This window comes from Sneathiella sp. D3-11 (assembly GCF_055809395.1).
In genome coordinates this window covers 3,147,824-3,166,102 of the sequence record NZ_CM147911.1, presented here as the reverse complement: position 1 = coordinate 3,166,102, position 18,279 = coordinate 3,147,824, and the positions used below count along the sequence as shown (strand labels likewise).

The 18,279-nt window shown below is 51.9% G+C and carries 19 protein-coding genes and 2 pseudogenes; 9 read left to right on the top strand and 12 right to left on the bottom strand.

From position 1 onward, the window contains the following. Position 1: 1 nt before the first annotated feature. The 12 genes and pseudogenes from AC0L73_RS15975 to AC0L73_RS15920 all read right to left on the bottom strand — a co-directional run bounded on the left by AC0L73_RS15975 (position 2) and on the right by AC0L73_RS15920 (position 9,771). The gene (locus tag AC0L73_RS15975) at positions 2–2,326 is read right to left on the bottom strand and encodes an MMPL family transporter (RefSeq protein ID WP_473654221.1); all 2,325 of its coding nucleotides are present in this window, start codon (positions 2,324–2,326) and stop codon (positions 2–4) included. After that, positions 2,323–2,931, bottom strand: a complete 609-nt coding sequence (locus AC0L73_RS15970; protein ID WP_227951299.1) for a LolA family protein — start codon at positions 2,929–2,931, stop codon at positions 2,323–2,325. Before AC0L73_RS15970 ends, AC0L73_RS15975 begins: the two co-directional genes overlap by 4 nt. Then, a pseudogene (locus AC0L73_RS15965) lies at positions 2,925–3,336 on the bottom strand (acyl-CoA thioesterase). The gene AC0L73_RS15970 and the pseudogene AC0L73_RS15965 overlap by 7 nt, the downstream one beginning before the upstream one ends. Beyond that, the gene (locus tag AC0L73_RS15960) at positions 3,333–5,033 is read right to left on the bottom strand and encodes a glycosyltransferase family 2 protein (protein WP_473654220.1); all 1,701 of its coding nucleotides are present in this window, start codon (positions 5,031–5,033) and stop codon (positions 3,333–3,335) included. The pseudogene AC0L73_RS15965 and the gene AC0L73_RS15960 overlap by 4 nt, the downstream one beginning before the upstream one ends. Next, positions 5,030–5,410: a 3-hydroxyacyl-ACP dehydratase FabZ family protein gene (locus AC0L73_RS15955; RefSeq protein ID WP_473654219.1), complete on the bottom strand. Its 381-nt coding sequence runs from the start codon at positions 5,408–5,410 to the stop codon at positions 5,030–5,032. Before AC0L73_RS15955 ends, AC0L73_RS15960 begins: the two co-directional genes overlap by 4 nt. A 12-nt stretch (positions 5,411–5,422) precedes the next feature. Further along, on the bottom strand, positions 5,423–6,787 hold the full coding sequence (locus AC0L73_RS15950) for an AMP-binding protein (RefSeq protein WP_473654218.1): 1,365 nt from the start codon (positions 6,785–6,787) through the stop codon (positions 5,423–5,425). 3 nt (positions 6,788–6,790) lie between these two features. Next, positions 6,791–7,369 (bottom strand): COG4648 family protein, encoded by a 579-nt coding sequence (locus AC0L73_RS15945; protein ID WP_473654217.1) that lies wholly within the window; start codon positions 7,367–7,369, stop codon positions 6,791–6,793. Beyond that, the gene (locus tag AC0L73_RS15940) at positions 7,350–7,595 is read right to left on the bottom strand and encodes an acyl carrier protein (RefSeq protein ID WP_227951287.1); all 246 of its coding nucleotides are present in this window, start codon (positions 7,593–7,595) and stop codon (positions 7,350–7,352) included. The genes AC0L73_RS15945 and AC0L73_RS15940 overlap by 20 nt, the downstream gene beginning before the upstream one ends. Further along, positions 7,592–7,861 carry a phosphopantetheine-binding protein gene (locus AC0L73_RS15935; protein WP_227951285.1) on the bottom strand — a complete coding sequence of 90 codons (270 nt, stop codon included), beginning with the start codon at positions 7,859–7,861 and terminating at the stop codon, positions 7,592–7,594. Before AC0L73_RS15935 ends, AC0L73_RS15940 begins: the two co-directional genes overlap by 4 nt. Beyond that, positions 7,854–8,648 (bottom strand): lysophospholipid acyltransferase family protein, encoded by a 795-nt coding sequence (locus tag AC0L73_RS15930; RefSeq protein ID WP_473654216.1) that lies wholly within the window; start codon positions 8,646–8,648, stop codon positions 7,854–7,856. Before AC0L73_RS15930 ends, AC0L73_RS15935 begins: the two co-directional genes overlap by 8 nt. Continuing rightward, positions 8,620–9,354 carry a beta-ketoacyl synthase chain length factor gene (locus AC0L73_RS15925; RefSeq protein ID WP_473654215.1) on the bottom strand — a complete coding sequence of 245 codons (735 nt, stop codon included), beginning with the start codon at positions 9,352–9,354 and terminating at the stop codon, positions 8,620–8,622. The genes AC0L73_RS15930 and AC0L73_RS15925 overlap by 29 nt, the downstream gene beginning before the upstream one ends. Before the next feature lie 9 nt (positions 9,355–9,363). Next, positions 9,364–9,771 (bottom strand): hypothetical protein, encoded by a 408-nt coding sequence (locus tag AC0L73_RS15920; protein ID WP_227951278.1) that lies wholly within the window; start codon positions 9,769–9,771, stop codon positions 9,364–9,366. Between the two features lie 214 nt (positions 9,772–9,985). Between AC0L73_RS15920 and AC0L73_RS15915 the strand changes: the two genes are divergently transcribed. The 9 genes and pseudogenes from AC0L73_RS15915 (at position 9,986) to AC0L73_RS15875 (ending at position 18,277) form a co-directional block, all read left to right on the top strand. Next, positions 9,986–10,321, top strand: coding sequence for an alcohol dehydrogenase catalytic domain-containing protein (locus AC0L73_RS15915; RefSeq protein ID WP_473654214.1), 336 nt, complete (start codon positions 9,986–9,988; stop codon positions 10,319–10,321). After that, positions 10,296–11,066, top strand: coding sequence for a zinc-binding dehydrogenase (locus AC0L73_RS15910; RefSeq protein WP_473654213.1), 771 nt, complete (start codon positions 10,296–10,298; stop codon positions 11,064–11,066). Before AC0L73_RS15915 ends, AC0L73_RS15910 begins: the two co-directional genes overlap by 26 nt. Before the next feature lies 1 nt (position 11,067). Next, on the top strand, positions 11,068–12,564 hold the full coding sequence (locus AC0L73_RS15905; RefSeq protein ID WP_227951273.1) for a PfkB family carbohydrate kinase: 1,497 nt from the start codon (positions 11,068–11,070) through the stop codon (positions 12,562–12,564). Between the two features lie 14 nt (positions 12,565–12,578). Next, positions 12,579–13,421 carry a nucleotidyltransferase family protein gene (locus AC0L73_RS15900; protein ID WP_227951271.1) on the top strand — a complete coding sequence of 281 codons (843 nt, stop codon included), beginning with the start codon at positions 12,579–12,581 and terminating at the stop codon, positions 13,419–13,421. 104 nt (positions 13,422–13,525) lie between these two features. Further along, the gene (locus AC0L73_RS15895) at positions 13,526–14,518 is read left to right on the top strand and encodes a GDP-mannose 4,6-dehydratase (RefSeq protein WP_227951269.1); all 993 of its coding nucleotides are present in this window, start codon (positions 13,526–13,528) and stop codon (positions 14,516–14,518) included. Between the two features lie 39 nt (positions 14,519–14,557). Further along, positions 14,558–15,217, top strand: coding sequence for a class I SAM-dependent methyltransferase (locus AC0L73_RS15890; RefSeq protein ID WP_227951267.1), 660 nt, complete (start codon positions 14,558–14,560; stop codon positions 15,215–15,217). Further along, entirely contained in the window at positions 15,214–16,203 is a 990-nt protein-coding gene (locus AC0L73_RS15885) for a thiamine pyrophosphate-dependent dehydrogenase E1 component subunit alpha (protein WP_227951265.1), read from the top strand. Before AC0L73_RS15890 ends, AC0L73_RS15885 begins: the two co-directional genes overlap by 4 nt. A 2-nt stretch (positions 16,204–16,205) precedes the next feature. Next, positions 16,206–17,254: pseudogene (locus AC0L73_RS15880) on the top strand (alpha-ketoacid dehydrogenase subunit beta). Between the two features lie 33 nt (positions 17,255–17,287). Further along, positions 17,288–18,277: a lysylphosphatidylglycerol synthase transmembrane domain-containing protein gene (locus tag AC0L73_RS15875; RefSeq protein ID WP_227951261.1), complete on the top strand. Its 990-nt coding sequence runs from the start codon at positions 17,288–17,290 to the stop codon at positions 18,275–18,277. Positions 18,278–18,279: the final 2 nt, after the last annotated feature.

The window sequence follows — 18,279 nt, the reverse complement described above, 5'->3', positions numbered from 1 at the left end:
GCTACAAAGGCTCCGTCATAGGGTTTTCAAGATCGGCGGCGCGTGGTGCCAGAATATAGGTTAATGTAATACCGACGAGGATCGTAATCCCGAAGGCATGAATGGCAAAAGTGTCGCTCAACGCCAGAAGTCCGAACGCCAGCAGGGTCGAAATTGTCGACAAGCCATTGGCCAGCATGGCGCGACGTTGCCGTTCCCCGGACGCCTCCCGATTAAAGAGTGCATAATCAAGACCGATGGCGAATATCAGCATCAGAGACATAGCGTTGAAGAACGTAAAAGGCTCCCCCATCAGAGCAATCAGGCACGGCGCAAGAACCACAGCCCCCACTGACGGGATCATGACTTTGATCGCACCAAGGATACCATACCTTAATGAAAGGAAAACCCACACAACGGCATAGGCGACCGCAAGCATGATGAGCGCGCGAACGCGATAGGCACCGAAGGTTTTACTGAGACTGTCAGCCTGACTGATCAAGGCAACATTCTCAGACTTCTCGGCAAGCTTTGCGAGCGGAGCCGTATCCTTAACCCCGGAAAGCGATACGGCATGCACGACAATTCCGGGCGTTTTATAAACACGAAGATGCGAAAACAGACCCGGTAGGTTGGCATCTGTGAACTGATCAATAGTCAGAACGCCCTCACCCTGTTGATAGGGAGACAACCTCGAAAGCCCGATCATCTGCATATGTTCGGCAAGATGAGGCATTAACGACTCATCTACCAAGGTCTGATTTTCAAGCTGACGTGCCTTGGAGGGAACAAACTGAGAGATCATCCGATAGCTCCCAATAATTCCGCTCGCCCGCAATGCCTCCAGATCCAGCGCAAGCGCTTCTTCTGACTGCAACACCTCATCTGGATTAGATCCGCGTACAAAAAACCGGTGGGTCTGGTTTTCAATCCCGGCAAGAATGCGGATTGCTTGCTCTTCGGCCTGAAGGTCCTGCGGCAAGGACTGTAATCGGCGAACGTCATCATCCACCGTTATGCGCATCGCACCAAGGCCCCCTGCGATAATCAGAAGTATGACGAATAGCCATCTCCATTTTCGGGTGGCGTCTTTCCACCAAAAATCATGAAGGAGCATTGAGAAATTGAGATATTTCTCTCCATGACGAAAGGGCGTCGCGCGATCAAGATAGGGAAAGGCATACAGCACCGTTAGATAGGCCATCGTCAGGCCGGATGCGGAAAACAGGGCAATCTGTTGAAGTCCTGGAAAAGGTGTGAGGGCGAGTGTAATAAAGCCGAGAACCGAGCTCACTAGCCCCAGCGTCAGGCCGGATCGAATGGCCCGTGCCCGCGCTGCGGGCGCAGATGACGCCTGATTGAAGCGCTCACAGAAATAGTGGAATGCGTAATCCACGGAAATTCCTATCAGCCCCGCGCCGAAGACCAAGGCCAGTAACTGCAAAGTCCCAAAGAAAAGAAGCGTGACGGCCAAACCGCCAGCAATTCCTGAGGCGATGGCCAGAAGGCTGAGCGCGAGAGGTTGAAAGCTCCGGAAAACAAGGAAGTTCAGAATAATGATGCCGATCAAAGAGATCATTCCGATAAATCCGGCCTCATCTTCGGCCTGTCTATAGGCATGTTCCCCGTAGAAGACCGCGCCGGTTTTCAGCAACTGAATATTGCTGTAACGTTTTTCGAGCTTGTCTTCTACCTCATCGAAAGTTTTGCGCGCACGCGACTGGAACCCCTTATCAAATGGGTTTCCGGCAAGCTTCCCGCGGACGAGAACAAACCATTTTTCATTTTCCTCAACCGCGAGAACATTGGCACGGCTTTGGAGTTTGGACGTATTTTCCGTGCTGGCGGCGATATAATTGGGCAGAAGTAAAAAAGGATCGCGCCGGATCATCTCCGCGTCGGCAAGAGAAAGCGGGGACAGTATTTGCACCAGCGCTCGATCGACGAGAACCTGCTCCTGTCCGGCAGATAGTAAGCGCCGATCCCCTTCGCTAAGCAAGCCCGTACGATGCGGAAAAAGGAGTTCATTAAGGCTTACCAATGTCGACTGGTCCGGCTGGTCCTGCGTCAAATTAACGATGCGCTTCTCTTCAAGCGTCTTGCCGAGATCAAGCGCAGCAGTCCGCGCAGTTTCAAAGTCGGGATGACCGACGAGGACAATCAACTGGTTCGAACCTTGTGATCTTTCCGCGGCTTCGGCCCGGGCGACCCACTCCGCCTCTTCCGATTGGGGAAGCATTGCAACGATATTGGTATCAAGCGGAAGGCCATCTTGCAGTCGCCAGCCGATAATCGCCATAGCACTGCACAGCAAAGCGAGATAGATCATGAGGCCAGCGCGATTCACGGCTGCTTTTCCTTGGCGGCATCAGCTGCTGCGCTGACGTCCGCCACTGGTGCCACTTTTTGATCCGAGAAGGTAATTACATCGCGATCACCGTTGCTTTTCACAATCTCTACCGTTTCCAGAAAGTCACCAATCTCGAAATTGAGATAGGCAAAGGGGAGTGTCAGGCCACTGGTTTTTGGAGAAAAGCGCAACGTATATTTCTCATCCGCGGGAAGGAGCTTCGTTCCTGCCATTTCCTCAAGCGGTGTCCAGTTTCCACTCAAGCTGTTTTCAAGCGTATCGCGCAACAATTTAAACCCAGGAAACTGCTTGAAGCTGAGACGTGTTACCTCAGCGCCTTTCAAACCCTGACTGAGCCCATCTTCATCGATGACCATGCGACTGAAAAATGGCTTTTCCGTCTGCCAGATCAACGCCGATTTCGGCAGGAGGAAAAATTCCCCCTCCGATAGAATCGGTCTGTCGAAATCGCGCAAGTACCGAGCCTGAACAAACCGGCCCATCACCGCCTCCCCCTCGCCCAGGATCAGCGGAGCCGACCGGACCGGAAACGCAGCCAAAATAATCATGGCGCATATGAACAGGCGGATTGATTTTAGCACAGCAGAGCTTCAACTTTTCGAAATAGAATGGGTGGTGACTGAAACAGCATTTCCTCGGAGTTCTTATCAATCGCCACCTGAATTGTAAATCCCCGTGTCAGCCGCTCACCCGTGTCTACATCCGTGATCTGGTAATTGATTTTCAGCCGATTTTCATATTCCGCAAGGTCAGCGGCGACCCGCACTTCCTGACCAAACCGGATCGACCGGATATATTTGATGCGCATATCGACAATTGGCCAGAGCGAAGCCGCTCTCGCTCATCTGCTCATAATTATAGTCCATCTTGTCTAGGAGGGCACATCGGGCCTGCTCAAAGTATCGGGCATAATTGCCATGCCAGACAATTCCCATCGGATCAAGATCATAAAATTGACATTTCAGAGTAATATCCGCCGATATCATGTTGTTTCCTTGTTATTCTTAACCGGTAAGGGTTTCTTTTCTGGCGCGGCCCAGAAATCATAGAAATTGTACCATTGCTCCGGATATTTTAGGCAATTTTCCTGCAAGATTTTCGCATAACCCTGCATTGGTTCCGCCAGACCATCGTGCGGTGGACGCCCGCGCTTGACCCGATCTGTAATCTTTTCGAACAGAATACGGTATTTTTTCTCGTCGCGAAGACAATGAAGCGAATAGACCGGACTGCCGAGCAATGCCGCTATGATCCACGCTCCCTCTGAAAAAGGCGCCGGTTCACCCAGAAAATCAATATTCCGAATACGCTTGCCGCCTTCTAATGGAATTCGGTCACCCGCAATCACAATCCAGTTGCCTGCCGCAAGCTTCTCCTCAAGAAGGATAAGCGTGGCAGGACCTATATCCTGCACTTCCATAATATCAACTGTTGCGGCTGGATTAGCCTCGCTCAATATCTCGTTAAAGCGGACGGCGTTGCGCGTATGAGCGAAGACTGTGATGTTTTTAATGCCGCGTGCCGCACCGACGGCACGAAGAATATCCACATTGCCAAGATGCGATGTCACCACCATAACGCCAGACTTCCGTTCCGCTAACTTGTCCAACATGCCGAGGTCTTCTTCAACAATATCGTTGAGGCGGATATGACCGATCCAGGCTGCCAGTTTATCGAGTGCCATCGCCCCAAAGGAACGATAATGCCGCCAGAGTTGCCAAATGTTCGGCTCTCGCACCTCGCCCTGCGCCACGTATACTCGACGCCAAAAGCCGCGCGACGCTTCGCGCTGTTCCCGCCCGGTCACAAAAAAATAGAGAAGCACGGGCTGCATCGCGTACCAGCAGAACCGACGCCCGGCAACACGATATAAGGAAAAGAGTATCTTCAGGCCAAGCGCCGCCCCTCGCTCACCTATACTTCCCCAATGTCGCGGCTCTTGTATATCGCCTCTCCGATTGCGCAAAATCTTGGGCACCTGAGTGAGCATCCCGAGAACGAGCCGCGTATGCATCTTGGTAATCAGCCAGTTATCTGCACCAAGACGGAAATTAGAGATATTGTCCTCAGGATAGGTCACATGGATTGGCAACATCCGGACCGGAGTGCCGCGCCAATATATTCGCACCATGATCTCGGTATCAAAATCCATATAATGGCCGACTGGCTCACTATCGATGACGTCAATCGTCGCATTCAGCGGATATATCCGATATCCACACATACTATCCGTAATCGTTGTCGATAGCGTTTCAATCCAGACCCAGACATGGGTGATCCAGCGGGCAAATTTTCGGGAGGCCGGTATTGTTTCATCATAAATCGGCTGACCACTGATCAACGCCTCGGGATGTACCACCGCGAGGTCAATCAGTGCCGGGAGAGCGTCGACATCATGTTGTCCATCCGCGTCAATCTGTAAGGCGTGAGTGAAGCCCTCCGCTGCGGCGAGACGAAATCCAGCCATCACGGTCGCCCCCTTGCCGCTGTTCTGTGGCTGACTATGGAGCGTCACCCCCTCTTCCGGGTCATGAAATTTCTCCAACTCGGATTTTGCCGGCTCCTCGCTGCCATCATCGATAATAAAAACGCGAAGCCCTTGTCCCTTCAGCGCCCCGATTACCTTGTCGATATGGCGATAATGATTATAGCTCGGCACAATGGCCGCGAGGGAAAAATTCATGGTGCCGTCAGTTCAAAATACCCTGATGAGCAGGTCTCATCCCCATCCCGGTAGGAGAAAATAAGACGCCGCTTTTCCCGGTTCCATTCCAGGCGGAGAAAGAGAAGACTATCCGCAACGATCAATCTTGAAAATTTAAGCTGGCCCATGCGCGTGAATGGCCCGTTAAAACCAAAATGCTCCCGGCCAAGCTGTGCAGCCCAGTCAATTTGCGCCACGCCAGGCAACACCGGCTCATTCGGGAAATGCCCCTGAAACTGAAAAAGGCCCGCATCCACAAAAAGTTCAATCTCAATGATGTCCCCTTCTCGCTGTTGACTGCGAATTTCAGGAAAGTGGCGGATATTTGACCATTTTATTTCAGCGTTTTCAGTCATGATCAGGATAGTTTAGTTCGACCTGCCGGGACCGGCAAATAGTTCGTTCAAAGCCGGTTGCTGACGTTTACCTTGAGCATTAATGGGTATCCGCTTAACAAAACGCCAGCGCTTCGGCAGCGCCGCATTCTCCAGGTTAGGCGAAAGATCCCGCCGCAAGGCGCGCCCCAAACGAAAAGCACCGATTTCTTGATGGCGCTGCCAGCCAGCCGGGCTTAACTCGACCACTGCGACAAGAGTTTCCTGCTCTTCTTTAAGGATAAAGACTGCTGTTTCCGCGACTAAATCCGATTGGGCCAGATATTTCTCGACTTCAGCAAGGGAAATGCGCTTTCCTTCAATTTTAACGAACTGATTAGCCCGTCCCATCAAGATAAAACTTCCGTCATCAAGCCGTTCAACTATGTCATTAGTCGTATCCCAATCTTTACCATCGGTATAATTTGATTTTACACTGAGCAGCCCTTGCGCATCAATCCGTGTCTGCATGCCTGGAAGCGGCGTGAAGGGCGTGCGCTGTTGTTCCTGCTGACGATGGGCGACACCGCCGGTTTCGGTGCTGCCGAATACCTCCGTCGGTAGCGGGCCAAACTTTGCGCGTGCATCTTCAGCGGCCTCAAACGGCAAGGGGCCACCGGCCGTGAATATTACCGGTGCCATTTCTTCTGCGGGTAATGGATCAAACGGTGGAATACGTGTCAGATGCGCCGGACTAGAGACAAAACAGGCACCAGGAGGCGCGACGGCGAGCAACTCCTCCCAGATCTCAAAGGTTTGCGAAAAAAACAACCGTCCCTCACACAGCGGGAGGAGGAGCTTGAAGTAAAGGCCGAAGATATGCTGATGGCTAACGGTCCCAAGTGTTGCTGCGCCTTCCAGTTCACGTCCCCATCTCTCATCCAGAACTTCCAGTTCATTCTCAATCTGCGAAAGCGTCTTGGGCACCCTTTTTGGAGTGCCCGTGGAACCAGACGTATAAAAATCAAGATATGAGCGATCAGGGTCAAGCTCCTTGAAGTCAGTGATCGCCCCTTTTGAGCCATCAATCAAAATCTGATGATCACCCCCGGCCCCCTCAATATCGGAAAGAAGCGGACAGTCCTTGCCCACAAAATGTGCTAGCATTCCCGGCAAGGCATTGGGCGGCACAACGATACGGCAATCGGCATGCAGCGCCGCCAAGAATCCGGTGGCGAAGGCATAGCTGCTTGTGGTGGCCAGCACCAGCTTACGTATATTCTGTTCCTTTAATCGGACGCAAATATCCGCAACTTCATGGCTTAAGTCATTGAAAGTCTTCACCCCGTCCGGCGTGGTCGCGACGAGTGTTTCTCTGTCATGGCTGGAGGATAGCAATTTCGATAGCGGGGTAAACACCAATTAACTCACTTTTTTGCGTTTCACAAACAACCGGAGAATATATTCTCCCCCGAACATCAGGCCAATCAACAAATATGAAATAAATCCATTGTAAAGGGTCCATAAGGCCAGATCGGCGTATAGCGCCGTCCAGAGCGAAATGGAGGCATTAACGAGAAAGAAAATGACCCAGGCCTCCGTCACATGACGCGTATAATTCATCGCCTGAGCATCAAGCTCGCCTTCCATCATCCGTGCAAACCGTTCGATTATTGGCGGTGGGGAAATCAGGGAATAAGCAAAGACCGCCGCGAAGGAAAGACTGATCAGCACGGGATAAGCCTTGATAGCGAGCATTTCATTGATCGCCAGCAGAGCAACAACCGCGCCCAGCACGAGCAGATATATCCAGGCTTCCGATTTGCGTGTCTGCCGGCTTTTGTTTAACAAAAGGCGCAGAATTAGAAAAGCGACAAGCGCCAGTCCGACAACCAACGGGGGAAATTTCATCAGTCCGAAATAGACGATTAAGGGATAGGCAATACTGATCAGGACGAGCAGAAGGTCCAGCGGCCCTGCTTTAAGCCGCCAAGAGGGCATGAACCCGATCCACCACATCACCCACCGAGCGCACAGTCCGGAATTCATCAGGTGGAATTTTCTTTCCCGTCAGATCCTGCAGCTTGACGACCAGATCCACCGCATCGATGCTATCAAGATCCAGATCTTCATAAAGCTGAGCGTCTTCGGAAATGAGGTCCGGCGGAACTTCGAACATATCTTCAAGATATTCGCGAAGTTTTTCATATATCTCGTCGCGGTTCATGCCCCTACTACCTTCCTTTCGGATGTAATGAAGCGCGCGAGATTGCGCACAGAAGCGAAATGCTCCTTCAAATCATCAGTTTTGTTATTAATTTTAATGCCGTAGGTTTTCTGTATGGCAACACCGAGTTCCAATGCATCGATTGAATCGAGCCCCAACCCATCCACGAACAGGCGCTCCTCACTGTCAATCTCCTCGGGCGTAATATCCTCAAGGTTCAAGGTCTTGATCACCAGCTTCTTAATTTCAAATTCAAAATCATTCATTGCAAAGTTTTCCAACATAATACTGCTCCAACTCTCGCGTGAGCTTGCGTACCTTTAATGACCTTGGTTCATGCCTCAGATAGTCGGTCATGTCCAGTTGTTCGTCAAAGGTAATATCAAAACGAGCCTGGCGCGGAGGGATAGCATACCAGGGACTTCCTTTCGTTAAGGTTGACGGTTTGCATATTATTGTCACTAGCTGGATTGGGGCGCTGAAATGCGTTGCAATATTGGCGACTCCGCGCTGGAATTTAAGCGCCTGCCCCGGCACTGACCGGGTGCCTTCGGGGAAGACCAGAATGTTCTGTCCGTTCTTCAGGGCCTTCTCACACTGAGCCAGCATCATTTCCGCATCACCATCATTGCGGATATATCCCGCCGCACGCATCACGCCGCCAAGATAGGTATTGTTCCAGAGCTCATGCTTGACGATACATTGCACATTGGGCATCCGCGACATCAGAAAGACCGTATCGAGCAATGATGGATGATTGGCGACGATAAGAGCCCCGCGCACATCCTTAATTCTTTCAGTATCATGGAAGCGGGAGTCAATAATGCCACCGACCCGAAGCAGATAAACGAAAACCCGAAAGGCGTAATAAATGGTTTTACGTACACGGCGAATGCGCGACGTTTCATCCTTGGTAAAAAAGGCAATGGGCGTAAAAATAAAAATTGTCATAAATATGCCGCCAAGACCAAAGAAGGCAAAGGCGAGGCCCGTCCCGATCAACCGCCAGACATAATTTAACCGGTCAAGCATGGCGGCGACACGACCAGTCACCCTCCGGGCCGGACCAGTTCCAATCAGTTTCCCCACGCAGTAGAAACCGAATAAAACTTGTGAGCGGATCCCCCGGCGCAGGCCGTGTCTCTGTACCGGAAAATCCGAGGGAATATGCCTCTCCACCGTCCTTCGCTTTACTGATGAGCAGCGCCAGTGCACAGACGGGCACATCAGCATCCTGGAAGGGCGAATAGAAATCAGGGAGTGTTTCATCAGCATGCAACAGCAATACCGGTGAGGTCGGGTCTTCCTTAAGACATGTCAATGCCTCTATTAGGCCCAGACACAGGCTTTCCTCACCAGCGGCAATCGCTGTCTGCGCCGCTCGGTTTTTACTGACAATGGACAACATACCGGCAAGAGAGTTATGCACCGACATACCAAAACCGGTGGGGGAAATAGGCTCCTCCACCGCCAGGCTTTTCAGCAACGACAACATTTGCGTTACATTGCCGTTGCGAGAGCTGAAAACAACACGGGGAGCCTCTTCTACCTCGACATCCATAGCGACACGTAATGCAACTTTACCCAACCGGGAAAGTCGTCGACGCAGTCCTGCCGGGAGGTCACGCACATCCGGCGTGGCCTCCTCGACTGGCAAGCCGACATCGTCGTCAGCCCATAGTCGCCATGCCTCTGGACTATCGAGGGACGGTGCCCAAGCAGACCAGCGCTGAACCGCAAAAGGAATCCCCGCCTCCATCAACCTTCCTTACGCCTGAAGGGCGGCGACGTTCAGACTCTTGTTGATATCGTTCTGCAAGGTCCGGATCCATTTATTATAGCTCCGGTGAATTTTCGATCCATCATACAGCAAATCAACGCTGGAAACATAATTGATCGAATAGTCTTTCTTGGAGTAGGTGATGTCAATGACTGCAACATGTGTGCGGTTGTGCAAGGTTGCCTTCATCTTGCCCGGCGTAACTTCGTTGACAACCCAACCACGGTTAATGGCGGCAGTCTGGATGATTGTACCAATATTTTCCAAGGATGTTTCCTGAAGCTTGACCGGAACCGGATTAGCTTCGGCATTATAAACAGGCTGAACACGCCCAAAGCACCCGCTGACCAAAATTGCCAGTGCGGTCACCATCGCTAATTTAAAAAACTGTTTCATCGCTCTCGTCCTTCCAAAGACTACATACCCAATGCCCGATTCTCCGGCCGGGCCAACCGGCTGCTGAAATGATTTACAATCCCTGAGATTGAATTGCCAGTACGAAACTGACTTTTTTATATCACTCACATTTTCTGCTAGCGTATAGTCAAGGTATCATTCTTAGCAATCTGCTGATATTGTCAGCACCGCCCCACCAACGGAACATTTTTGGTTGAAACTAGAAGGTGTAAAATCAGTCGATATGAAGGCCGCTGTTCTTTTCGAAACCGGAAAACCCTTGCGTCTTATTGACGGAATTGAACTCCCCGCCCTCCTCCCCGGCCAAGTCGAAGTCGAAATCGCCTACAGCGGAGTCTGCCACAGCCAGCTTATGGAGGTTCGTGGAAAACGCGGGGAAGACAAGTATTTACCACATCTACTCGGTCATGAGGCGACGGGAGTTGTGAGGGCCACGGGCGAAGGTGTCCGCAAGATAGCCGTCGGCGACAAAGTTATTCTCGGTTGGATTCTGCGGCGAGGGAATGGAAGCTTCGGGCGCACTTTATAGCTGGCGCGACCATGTCATTAATTCCGGAGGTATTACTACATTTAACGAACGAGCTATTGTGGCGGAGAACCGTCTTGTACCTCTCCCTGCCGGACTCCCCATGGATCTTGGTGTACTTTTTGGATGCGCCATTCCGACAGGTGCCGGTCTTGCACTCAATGAAATCAACATCACTCCGGATGATATGGTTGTCATCATTGGTATCGGCGGTATTGGCGCTGTCTCACTCATGTACGCCCATTGCTGTAACCCAAAAAAGCTCATTGCGATCGATGTCAATGAAGAAAAGCTTGAAGCCGCGTTAAAACTCGGTGCGAGCCATGCGCTCAACGGTGGCGATGCCGATATTCTGGAGCAAGTCGTTGCACTAACGGACGGGATGGGGGCGGATTACGCCCTCGATGCCGCAGGACATACTGCAACCATCGAGCTTGCCTTTAATGCCGTGCGGCGCAATGGCGGACACTGCGTATTTGCATCTCATCCCGCCGCGGGCCAGAAAATTTCCATAGATCCATTCGAATTGGTTAACGGCAAGCATATTCACGGTAGCTGGGGTGGCGGAACCCGACCAGACCAAGACTTACCGCGCTTTTATCAAATGGCAGTGGACCAGAATTTGCCACTCAAAAATATGATCACCAAACGCTACAGCCTTGACAATGTCAACGCCGCATTGGATGACTTGGAAGCGGGCCGCGTCATGCGCCCCCTATTGGAAATCAATCCATCCCTTGGGGAGTGAAATGACAGCAACCCTGAAAGACCATGCCTCCCGAATCTCCGCCCAATGCGCGGAACGTGGCGCTAATAAGAAAATCGGCATGGTGAGCGGCAACTTCAATGTAGTCCATCCTGGCCATCTCCGACTGTTGAAATTCGCAACCGATTGCTGCGATATCCTTGTCGTTGCGGTCAATGCAGACGACCGGCTGGGCGTGCTGGTGCCTGCGCATCTTCGGCTAGAAAATATTGCCGCAATCAGCTACGTGGATTATGCCTTTATTCTTGAAGATGACCTTGCCGATGCCATTGATACTATCCGCCCGGACCTTATCGTTAAGGGCAAAGAGCATCAGGAATTGCATAATCCTGAGCGCGACGCATTGGCAGCTTATGGCGGCAAGCTGCTGTTCAGTTCAGGTGACGCGGTCTTTTCCTCAATTGACCTCATTCAGGCGGAGAGTGAGAGGCCAACCTCAAATTTTAATTTAAAGTCCTCCGCGAACTATCTGAATAGGCACAATATAAGGAGTGAAGATTTCTCCGCTATTCTCGACCGATTCGATAACCTGAATGTGCTGGTAATCGGCGATTTAATCATCGATGAATATATTACTTGCGATGTGCTTGGCCTCTCAAGAGAAGATCCGACCATTGTTGTCACACCTGTGCTAGAGCAGAAATTTATTGGCGGTGCCGGAATCGTCGCAAGCCATGCACGGGGACTTGGCGCAAAAACCAGTTATCTCACCGTTTGCGGCGACGACCATGAAGCAACGGATGGCCAGAAAAAGTTGGAGGACTATGGGGTCGAGGTCATACTTGCTCGTGACCCAAGCCGTTCGACCACACTCAAACAACGTTTTAGGAGTGCGGGCAAGACGCTCCTCAGGGTCTCTAAACTTAAACAGCACGCGATCGAGCAGAGCCTGCAAGACGAAATTTTCGATCATTTCACACGCCTTGCCGCTAATCTGGATCTTCTGGTTTTCTCTGACTTCAACTACGGAGTTTTACCGCAAAGCCTGGTTAATCGCATCGCGGCCTATTGCCGGGAACGCCAAATTCCGATGGTGGCAGATAGCCAAACTTCTTCTCAGATCGGCAACATCGCCCGGTTTGAGAAAATGCTGCTGCTCAAGCCAACTGAGGTTGAGGCAAGGCTCGCCATCCAGAACCATGATATCGGGCTGGTCGCCGTCGCAGAAGCGCTCGCGAGGAAATGCGACCCGGAGCATATTCTCCTCACCCTCGGTGCGGAAGGGACATTAATTCAGACGACCCACCCGGATAAAAGCGCATGGATGACAGACCGTCTTCCGGCATTGTGCGCGTCGCCAAAAGACCCTGCGGGTGCAGGTGACGCCATGCTGGTCTCCGCCTCTCTCGCGCTGGCCTGTGGCGCGTCCATATGGGAAGCTGCCTATATCGGATCGGTCGCTTCAGGATGCCAGGTGGCGACGGTCGGCAACCGACCACTCAGCATCGATGAAATCCGCCACGAGCTTGGTGTACTCTAACAGGAGGCGTTAAGATGGAAGCTCTCTTACTTGCCGCCGGCCTCGGCACCCGCCTGCAACCGCTGACGTCAGAGCTGCCAAAATGCCTTATGCCCATTCATGGCCGTCCGTTGCTAGGGCTCTGGCTCGAAATGCTGATAGCAGGTGGAATTGAACGAATTTTCATTAATCTGCATTATCTTGCGCCAATTGTTCGCGAATATGTGTCGACAAGCCCATATGCACAACACGTGCAATTTTTGGAAGAACCAGAATTATTAGGAACGGCGGGCACCTTGAAGACTTTCAGGGATGAAATTTCCAGCGAAGCTCTACTTTTGGCGCATGCAGACAACCTAACACTCTTTGATGTCGGTGATTTTAGGAATTCATTCAAAGACCGACCGAAAGACTGTGCACTCACCATGATGACATTTGAGACGGATGATCCACAGAGCTGTGGCATCGTGACCCTCAACAAAGAAAAAAGGGTCATTGATTTCATTGAGAAACCAAAAGCGGATATCGGCCGCCTCGCCAACGGGGCAGTCTATATAATGGAACTTGCGGCTATTGATAAAATTATGGCGGCAAGTCCTTCGATTACGGACTTCAGCACCGAGATACTGCCGCATTTCATCGGGCGCATGAACAGCTTCCATAATGATCTTTATCATCGGGATATCGGCAATGTAACGGCGTTGGCTGAGGCGCAGAGGGAAATTCGGGATAAGACGCAAGCAATGTCACTTATCTCTTCGGTTCCATCCTATTGGTCTGCGGATGAGACCCGTCAAAACTATCTCCGCCAGTTTCAGGCCTGTTTGGCATTAGCCTCACTCGATACAAAGACAATAGACCTGATGACAACTAATTAGGGGCAAAAGAAATGGACGTCCCTCCCTCAAAGATGTAGTTAATAGATGATTTTTAATGCCCCGCGTATTCACAGGAACCACGCCAGACTGACCGGTAATTTTTCATGACCCAGAATTTTTTAGTCCTTGGCAGCAATTCCTTCTCCGGCGCGAGCTTCGTCGCCCATTTATTGAAATCTGGATACGTTGTGCACGGCGCGAGCCGATCTGCCGAGCCCCATGACGCTTTTCTTCCCTATAAATGGATAAGCGAGAAAGATAATTTCCAGTTCCACCAACTTGATCTGAACAATGATCTCGACAAGATCATTGATCTTGTCGTGGCGGAAAATATCACCCATGTGGTGAATTTCGCGTCACAAAGCATGGTCGGAGAAAGCTGGGCAAACCCCGGGGACTGGTTTCGTACTAACGCGCTTTCCACGGTATTGCTGCATGACGCCCTTCGCAAACTGGATATTCTCGAAAAATACGTCCATATCTCGACACCGGAGGTGTATGGCAGCACCTCTGGCTTTGTCCGGGAAGATCACGTCCTGAACCCGAGCACGCCTTATGCCGTCTCCCGCGCTGCGGCGGATATGAGCCTCAACAGCTTTTTCAAGACCTACGACTTTCCGGTCACCTATACCCGGGCGGCCAATGTTTATGGCCCCGGCCAGCAGCTCTATCGCATTATTCCGCGCACGATCCTTTATGCGCTCACCGGTCAGAAGCTTCAGCTTCATGGTGGCGGACATTCGGAGCGTTCCTTCATTCATATCGAGGATGTTTCAAGTGCGACGCTTAAAATTGCGCTGAAGGGTGAGTTGGGTGAGTGCTACCACATCTCAACTCCGGAACTGATCAGTATCCGCGGCCTTGTGGAAAAGACATGCGCAGTTCTCGGTGCAGACCCTGCGGATATGATCGAGGTGGTTGGTGAACGTCAAGGCAAAGATCAAACCTATAGTCTCGATGACGGCAAGCTTCGAAAAACTTTAAATTGGTCTGATGAAATCTCACTCGACCAAGGAATTTCCCAAACCGTCGATTGGGTGCGGAACAATCTGGAAGCGCTAAAACAACAGCCGCAATCCTACATTCACAAACCATGACATTCTCCGAACTGAATAGATAAGGAAACTAGGTCAACAATGGGACAGGAAATCGATCTGCTGGTAAACTACCCGAAGACAAAGCGGGATTTGACACAGCGGGGAAATGAAAAGACCGAAGAAGATCGCGCCGTCGCCCGACAGTTCGGGGAGGCGTTTTTTGACGGAGACCGGCGCCACGGCTATGGCGGGTTTTCCTATAATTCTCGGTTCTGGCAGCCTGTCATACCGACTTTTCAGGAGTATTTCGGTCTTACCGGAACTTCCAGCCTTCTCGACGTGGGTTCTGCGAAGGGTTTCATGCTCCATGACCTGAGGGAGCTCATCCCTGGCATCACGGTGCGCGGGGTCGATATTTCGGATTATGCGATTAAGAACAGTATCGAAAGCGTCCGTGATTTTGTGTCCGTCGCCGACGCACGAGACCTACCCTTTGATGACAACAGCTTCGATGTCGTGATCTCCGTCAACACGGTTCACAATCTCGAAAAAGAGGATTGCGGCAAAGCATTGCTGGAAATTGAGCGTGTCTCACGCGGTAAATCCTTCATCACGGTCGATGCCTATCGCACGGATGAGGAATATGAACGCATGCAAGCCTGGAACCTGACGGCCAAGACAATCCTACATGTCGATGAGTGGAAAGCCTTTTTCAAAGAGATCGGCTACACGGGCGATTACTACTGGTTTATCCCATGACACCAGAGCTGACCAAATCACTGGCCCGCGGTATGCGCCGCATTCGCACGGTCGAGGAAACTATCGCCGCGCGCTATCGCGAACAGGAAATGCGCTGCCCGACCCATCTTTCCAGCGGACAGGAAGCTGTCTCTGCCGCCGCTGGCGCGCTTCTGCGGCACAGCGACCTCACCGTCAGCGGTCATCGGGCTCATGCGCATTATATCGCGAAAGGTGGAAACCTAAACGCGATGATCGCCGAGATCTACGGTCGAGTGACCGGCTGTGCCCGTGGCAAGGGCGGCTCCATGCATCTAATCGACGAGACCGTCGGCTTTATGGGCTCAACGGCGATTGTCGGCGGCACGGTGCCCGTAGGTGTCGGCCTTGGCTACAGCCTGATGATGAAGGGCGGAGATGATATCGCCTGCATTTTCCTGGGTGATGCCGTTGTCGAGACTGGCGTGTTTCACGAGGCCCTCAACTTTGCGACCCTGAAAAACCTGCCGGTACTGTTTATCTGCGAAAACAATTTCTACTCCGTCTATTCCCCGCTCGAAGTCCGCCAGCCTACTGCGCGGGAAATCCATGAAAAGATCGCTGGCTACGGTATTCATACGGCATCGGGAGACGGTAATGACGTTGCGGCGGTTCATGCAATCATGTCTGACGCAATAACGAAAATTCGGACGGGCGGCGGACCCGCCTTCCTTGAATTCTCAACATTCCGCTGGCGAGAACATTGCGGTCCAAATTTTGACGATGATCTCGGCTATCGCCCTGATCCGATGATCGAGGAATGGACCGCACGTGATCCTATCTCGCTTTTCGAAACCAAGGCCCTATCTAAAGGTAGTTTGAAACAGGCGGATATTGATGCCATGCAGCAAGAAATTGACGCGGAAGTGAACGCCGCGTTTGACTTTGCGCGTTCGTCCGATTTTCCGCCCGCGGAAGAGGCCGCGATGCATGTCTTCGCTGATCATATGACGGGAGGCATGCAATAACCATGCGCAGCTTTGCCAATGAAATTCGTGATGGTCTTGATCAGGCGCTGGCAGAGGACCCCAGCGTTCTAGTTTTTGGCCTCGGCGTTCCGGACCCCAAGGGCGTTTTCGGGACAACCCTGGATCTACAGGAAAAATACGGCGAGAAACGTGTCTTTGATATGCCAACATCAGAGAATGCCATGACAGGCATCGCGATTGGCGCCGCTCTTGGCGGCTTCAAGCCTGTTCTAACCCACCAAAGGCTTGATTTTGCGCTTCTTTCCATGGACCAGCTGGTCAATAACGCAGCCAAATGGCACTTCATGTTTGGCGGCAAGCGTAGTGTCCCGATCACCATACGGATGATCCTGGGACGCGGCTGGGGCCAGGGGCCGACCCACTCCCAAAACCTGCAATCCTGGTTTGCCCATATTCCAGGTTTAAAAGTTGTCATGCCGGCGCTTGCATCGGACGCGAAGGGCTTGCTCCTTTCCAGCATATTCGATCCCAACCCGGTTATTTTCCTTGAGCATCGCTGGCTCCATAACGCCCAGACGGAGGCTGCCGATACCAACAGGCCCATTCCGCTCGGCGAGGCTAACCTTCTGCGGGAAGGAGACGCGGTGACCGTCGTTTCCGTCTCCTATATGACGATTGAGGCGCTGCATGCCGTCGATGTCCTGAAAGAGCAAGGCATTTCATGTGATCTGATTGACCTCAGAAGCATCTCGCCCATCGATTGGCCAAAGATCGAGAAATCAGTGAAGAAGACAGGTAAGCTGCTGGTGCTGGACACAGGTTTCAAGAGCTTCGGCATTGCGGCCGAGATCATGGCACATATCACGGAGACCTGCTTCAGGGACCTGACACTCCCCCGGCTCGCTTAACGGCACCGGATTATTCGGAGTCGACCAGTCCGGCACTCACAAAGGATTATCATATTCGGGCCGAACATATCGCTGCCAGAATTGGGGAGATGACAGAACGTGAAATCTCGACCGAGCCAATTTTGAACGCCCGGAATGCCGCGCATGATGTGCCAGGCAACTGGTTTACCGGCCCGTTTTAGGGGCTCGCTTTGGCGGAAAAGGAAACGGGCAGATTGCTTTTTACAATTCTTAAAATCGCGATAGGAATTGGCTGTATCATCGCCCTGATCCATTTCGACTTTATCGATTTCAGCCTACTTGCAAATGCACTCTCCGCGCCGGGGGTTGTTCTCTTTGCCTTTACCTGTCTACTGTTCACTGTCTTTATCGGCGCGCTTAGGTGGCAGATCCTGATGCGCGCCCTGCACACGGAAATCGGCTATCTGCAATCCCTGAACTTCACTTTTATCGGTCAGTTCTTTAACGTCTTCCTGCCCGGAGCCTATGGCGGGGATTTTGTGCGCGGCGGCCTCGCCTATCGTCTGCACAAGGACAAGCTCGGCGCGATCATGATGAGCAGCCTCGTCGATCGCCTGACCGGCCTTGTCGGCTTGCTCGTGATTTCACTTGCTGTTTTGGCTCTGATCCCGTCGCAATTTCAGTTCTGGATCGGACTAATTGTTGTCACAAGTTTGGCGCTTGCGTTCTGTTGTCTTTTCGCCGCCGTTAAGTTTAAGAGGTTATTTATAGCGATAATACGGCTCATGCCGGGACCGTTAGAGCGTATTCTGATGCGTATATTCGAAACCGTCGTCGGGGCGCTTGAAAGATACTGGAACCGCAAGATGGACCTTGTCGCCGCCATCGCGCTCTCCGTATTTCAATATGTGCTGGTCCTGGAATCCCTGCACCTTCTCGGCGGTGCGATGGATATCACCGGCCTTTCCTGGATCGGCTATATTGTCTCAGGTGTCGCAGGGTTGTTTGCCAACGCCATTCCCATTTCTCCCGGTGGCCTCGGAATTGGTGAAGCGGCATTTGGTCAAGTCGCCCATCTGCTGGAGGATCAAACCACAAACACGGCCTATAGTTCCGTCTTTCTGTTGATGCGGACATTGACTTTGCTCACCGCAGTATTTGGCGTGATCCCCTTCCTGCTATATCGCGATACCGTAAATGCTGTTACCCGCGAGAAGGACAAACTACATCAGGGCGGCGCCTAGCC

Coding starts and splice junctions, on each gene's coding strand:
- AC0L73_RS15960 (WP_473654220.1), bottom strand. CDS start 5,033: ATGAATTTTTCCCTCGCGGCCATTGTGCCGAGCTATAATCATTATCGC.
- AC0L73_RS15955 (WP_473654219.1), bottom strand. CDS start 5,410: ATGACTGAAAACGCTGAAATAAAATGGTCAAATATCCGCCACTTTCCT.
- AC0L73_RS15945 (WP_473654217.1), bottom strand. CDS start 7,369: ATGCCCTCTTGGCGGCTTAAAGCAGGGCCGCTGGACCTTCTGCTCGTC.
- AC0L73_RS15940 (WP_227951287.1), bottom strand. CDS start 7,595: ATGAACCGCGACGAGATATATGAAAAACTTCGCGAATATCTTGAAGAT.
- AC0L73_RS15935 (WP_227951285.1), bottom strand. CDS start 7,861: ATGAATGATTTTGAATTTGAAATTAAGAAGCTGGTGATCAAGACCTTG.
- AC0L73_RS15925 (WP_473654215.1), bottom strand. CDS start 9,354: ATGGAGGCGGGGATTCCTTTTGCGGTTCAGCGCTGGTCTGCTTGGGCA.
- AC0L73_RS15920 (WP_227951278.1), bottom strand. CDS start 9,771: ATGAAACAGTTTTTTAAATTAGCGATGGTGACCGCACTGGCAATTTTG.
- AC0L73_RS15910 (WP_473654213.1), top strand. CDS start 10,296: ATGGAAGCTTCGGGCGCACTTTATAGCTGGCGCGACCATGTCATTAAT.
- AC0L73_RS15905 (WP_227951273.1), top strand. CDS start 11,068: ATGACAGCAACCCTGAAAGACCATGCCTCCCGAATCTCCGCCCAATGC.
- AC0L73_RS15900 (WP_227951271.1), top strand. CDS start 12,579: ATGGAAGCTCTCTTACTTGCCGCCGGCCTCGGCACCCGCCTGCAACCG.
- AC0L73_RS15895 (WP_227951269.1), top strand. CDS start 13,526: ATGACCCAGAATTTTTTAGTCCTTGGCAGCAATTCCTTCTCCGGCGCG.
- AC0L73_RS15890 (WP_227951267.1), top strand. CDS start 14,558: ATGGGACAGGAAATCGATCTGCTGGTAAACTACCCGAAGACAAAGCGG.
- AC0L73_RS15885 (WP_227951265.1), top strand. CDS start 15,214: ATGACACCAGAGCTGACCAAATCACTGGCCCGCGGTATGCGCCGCATT.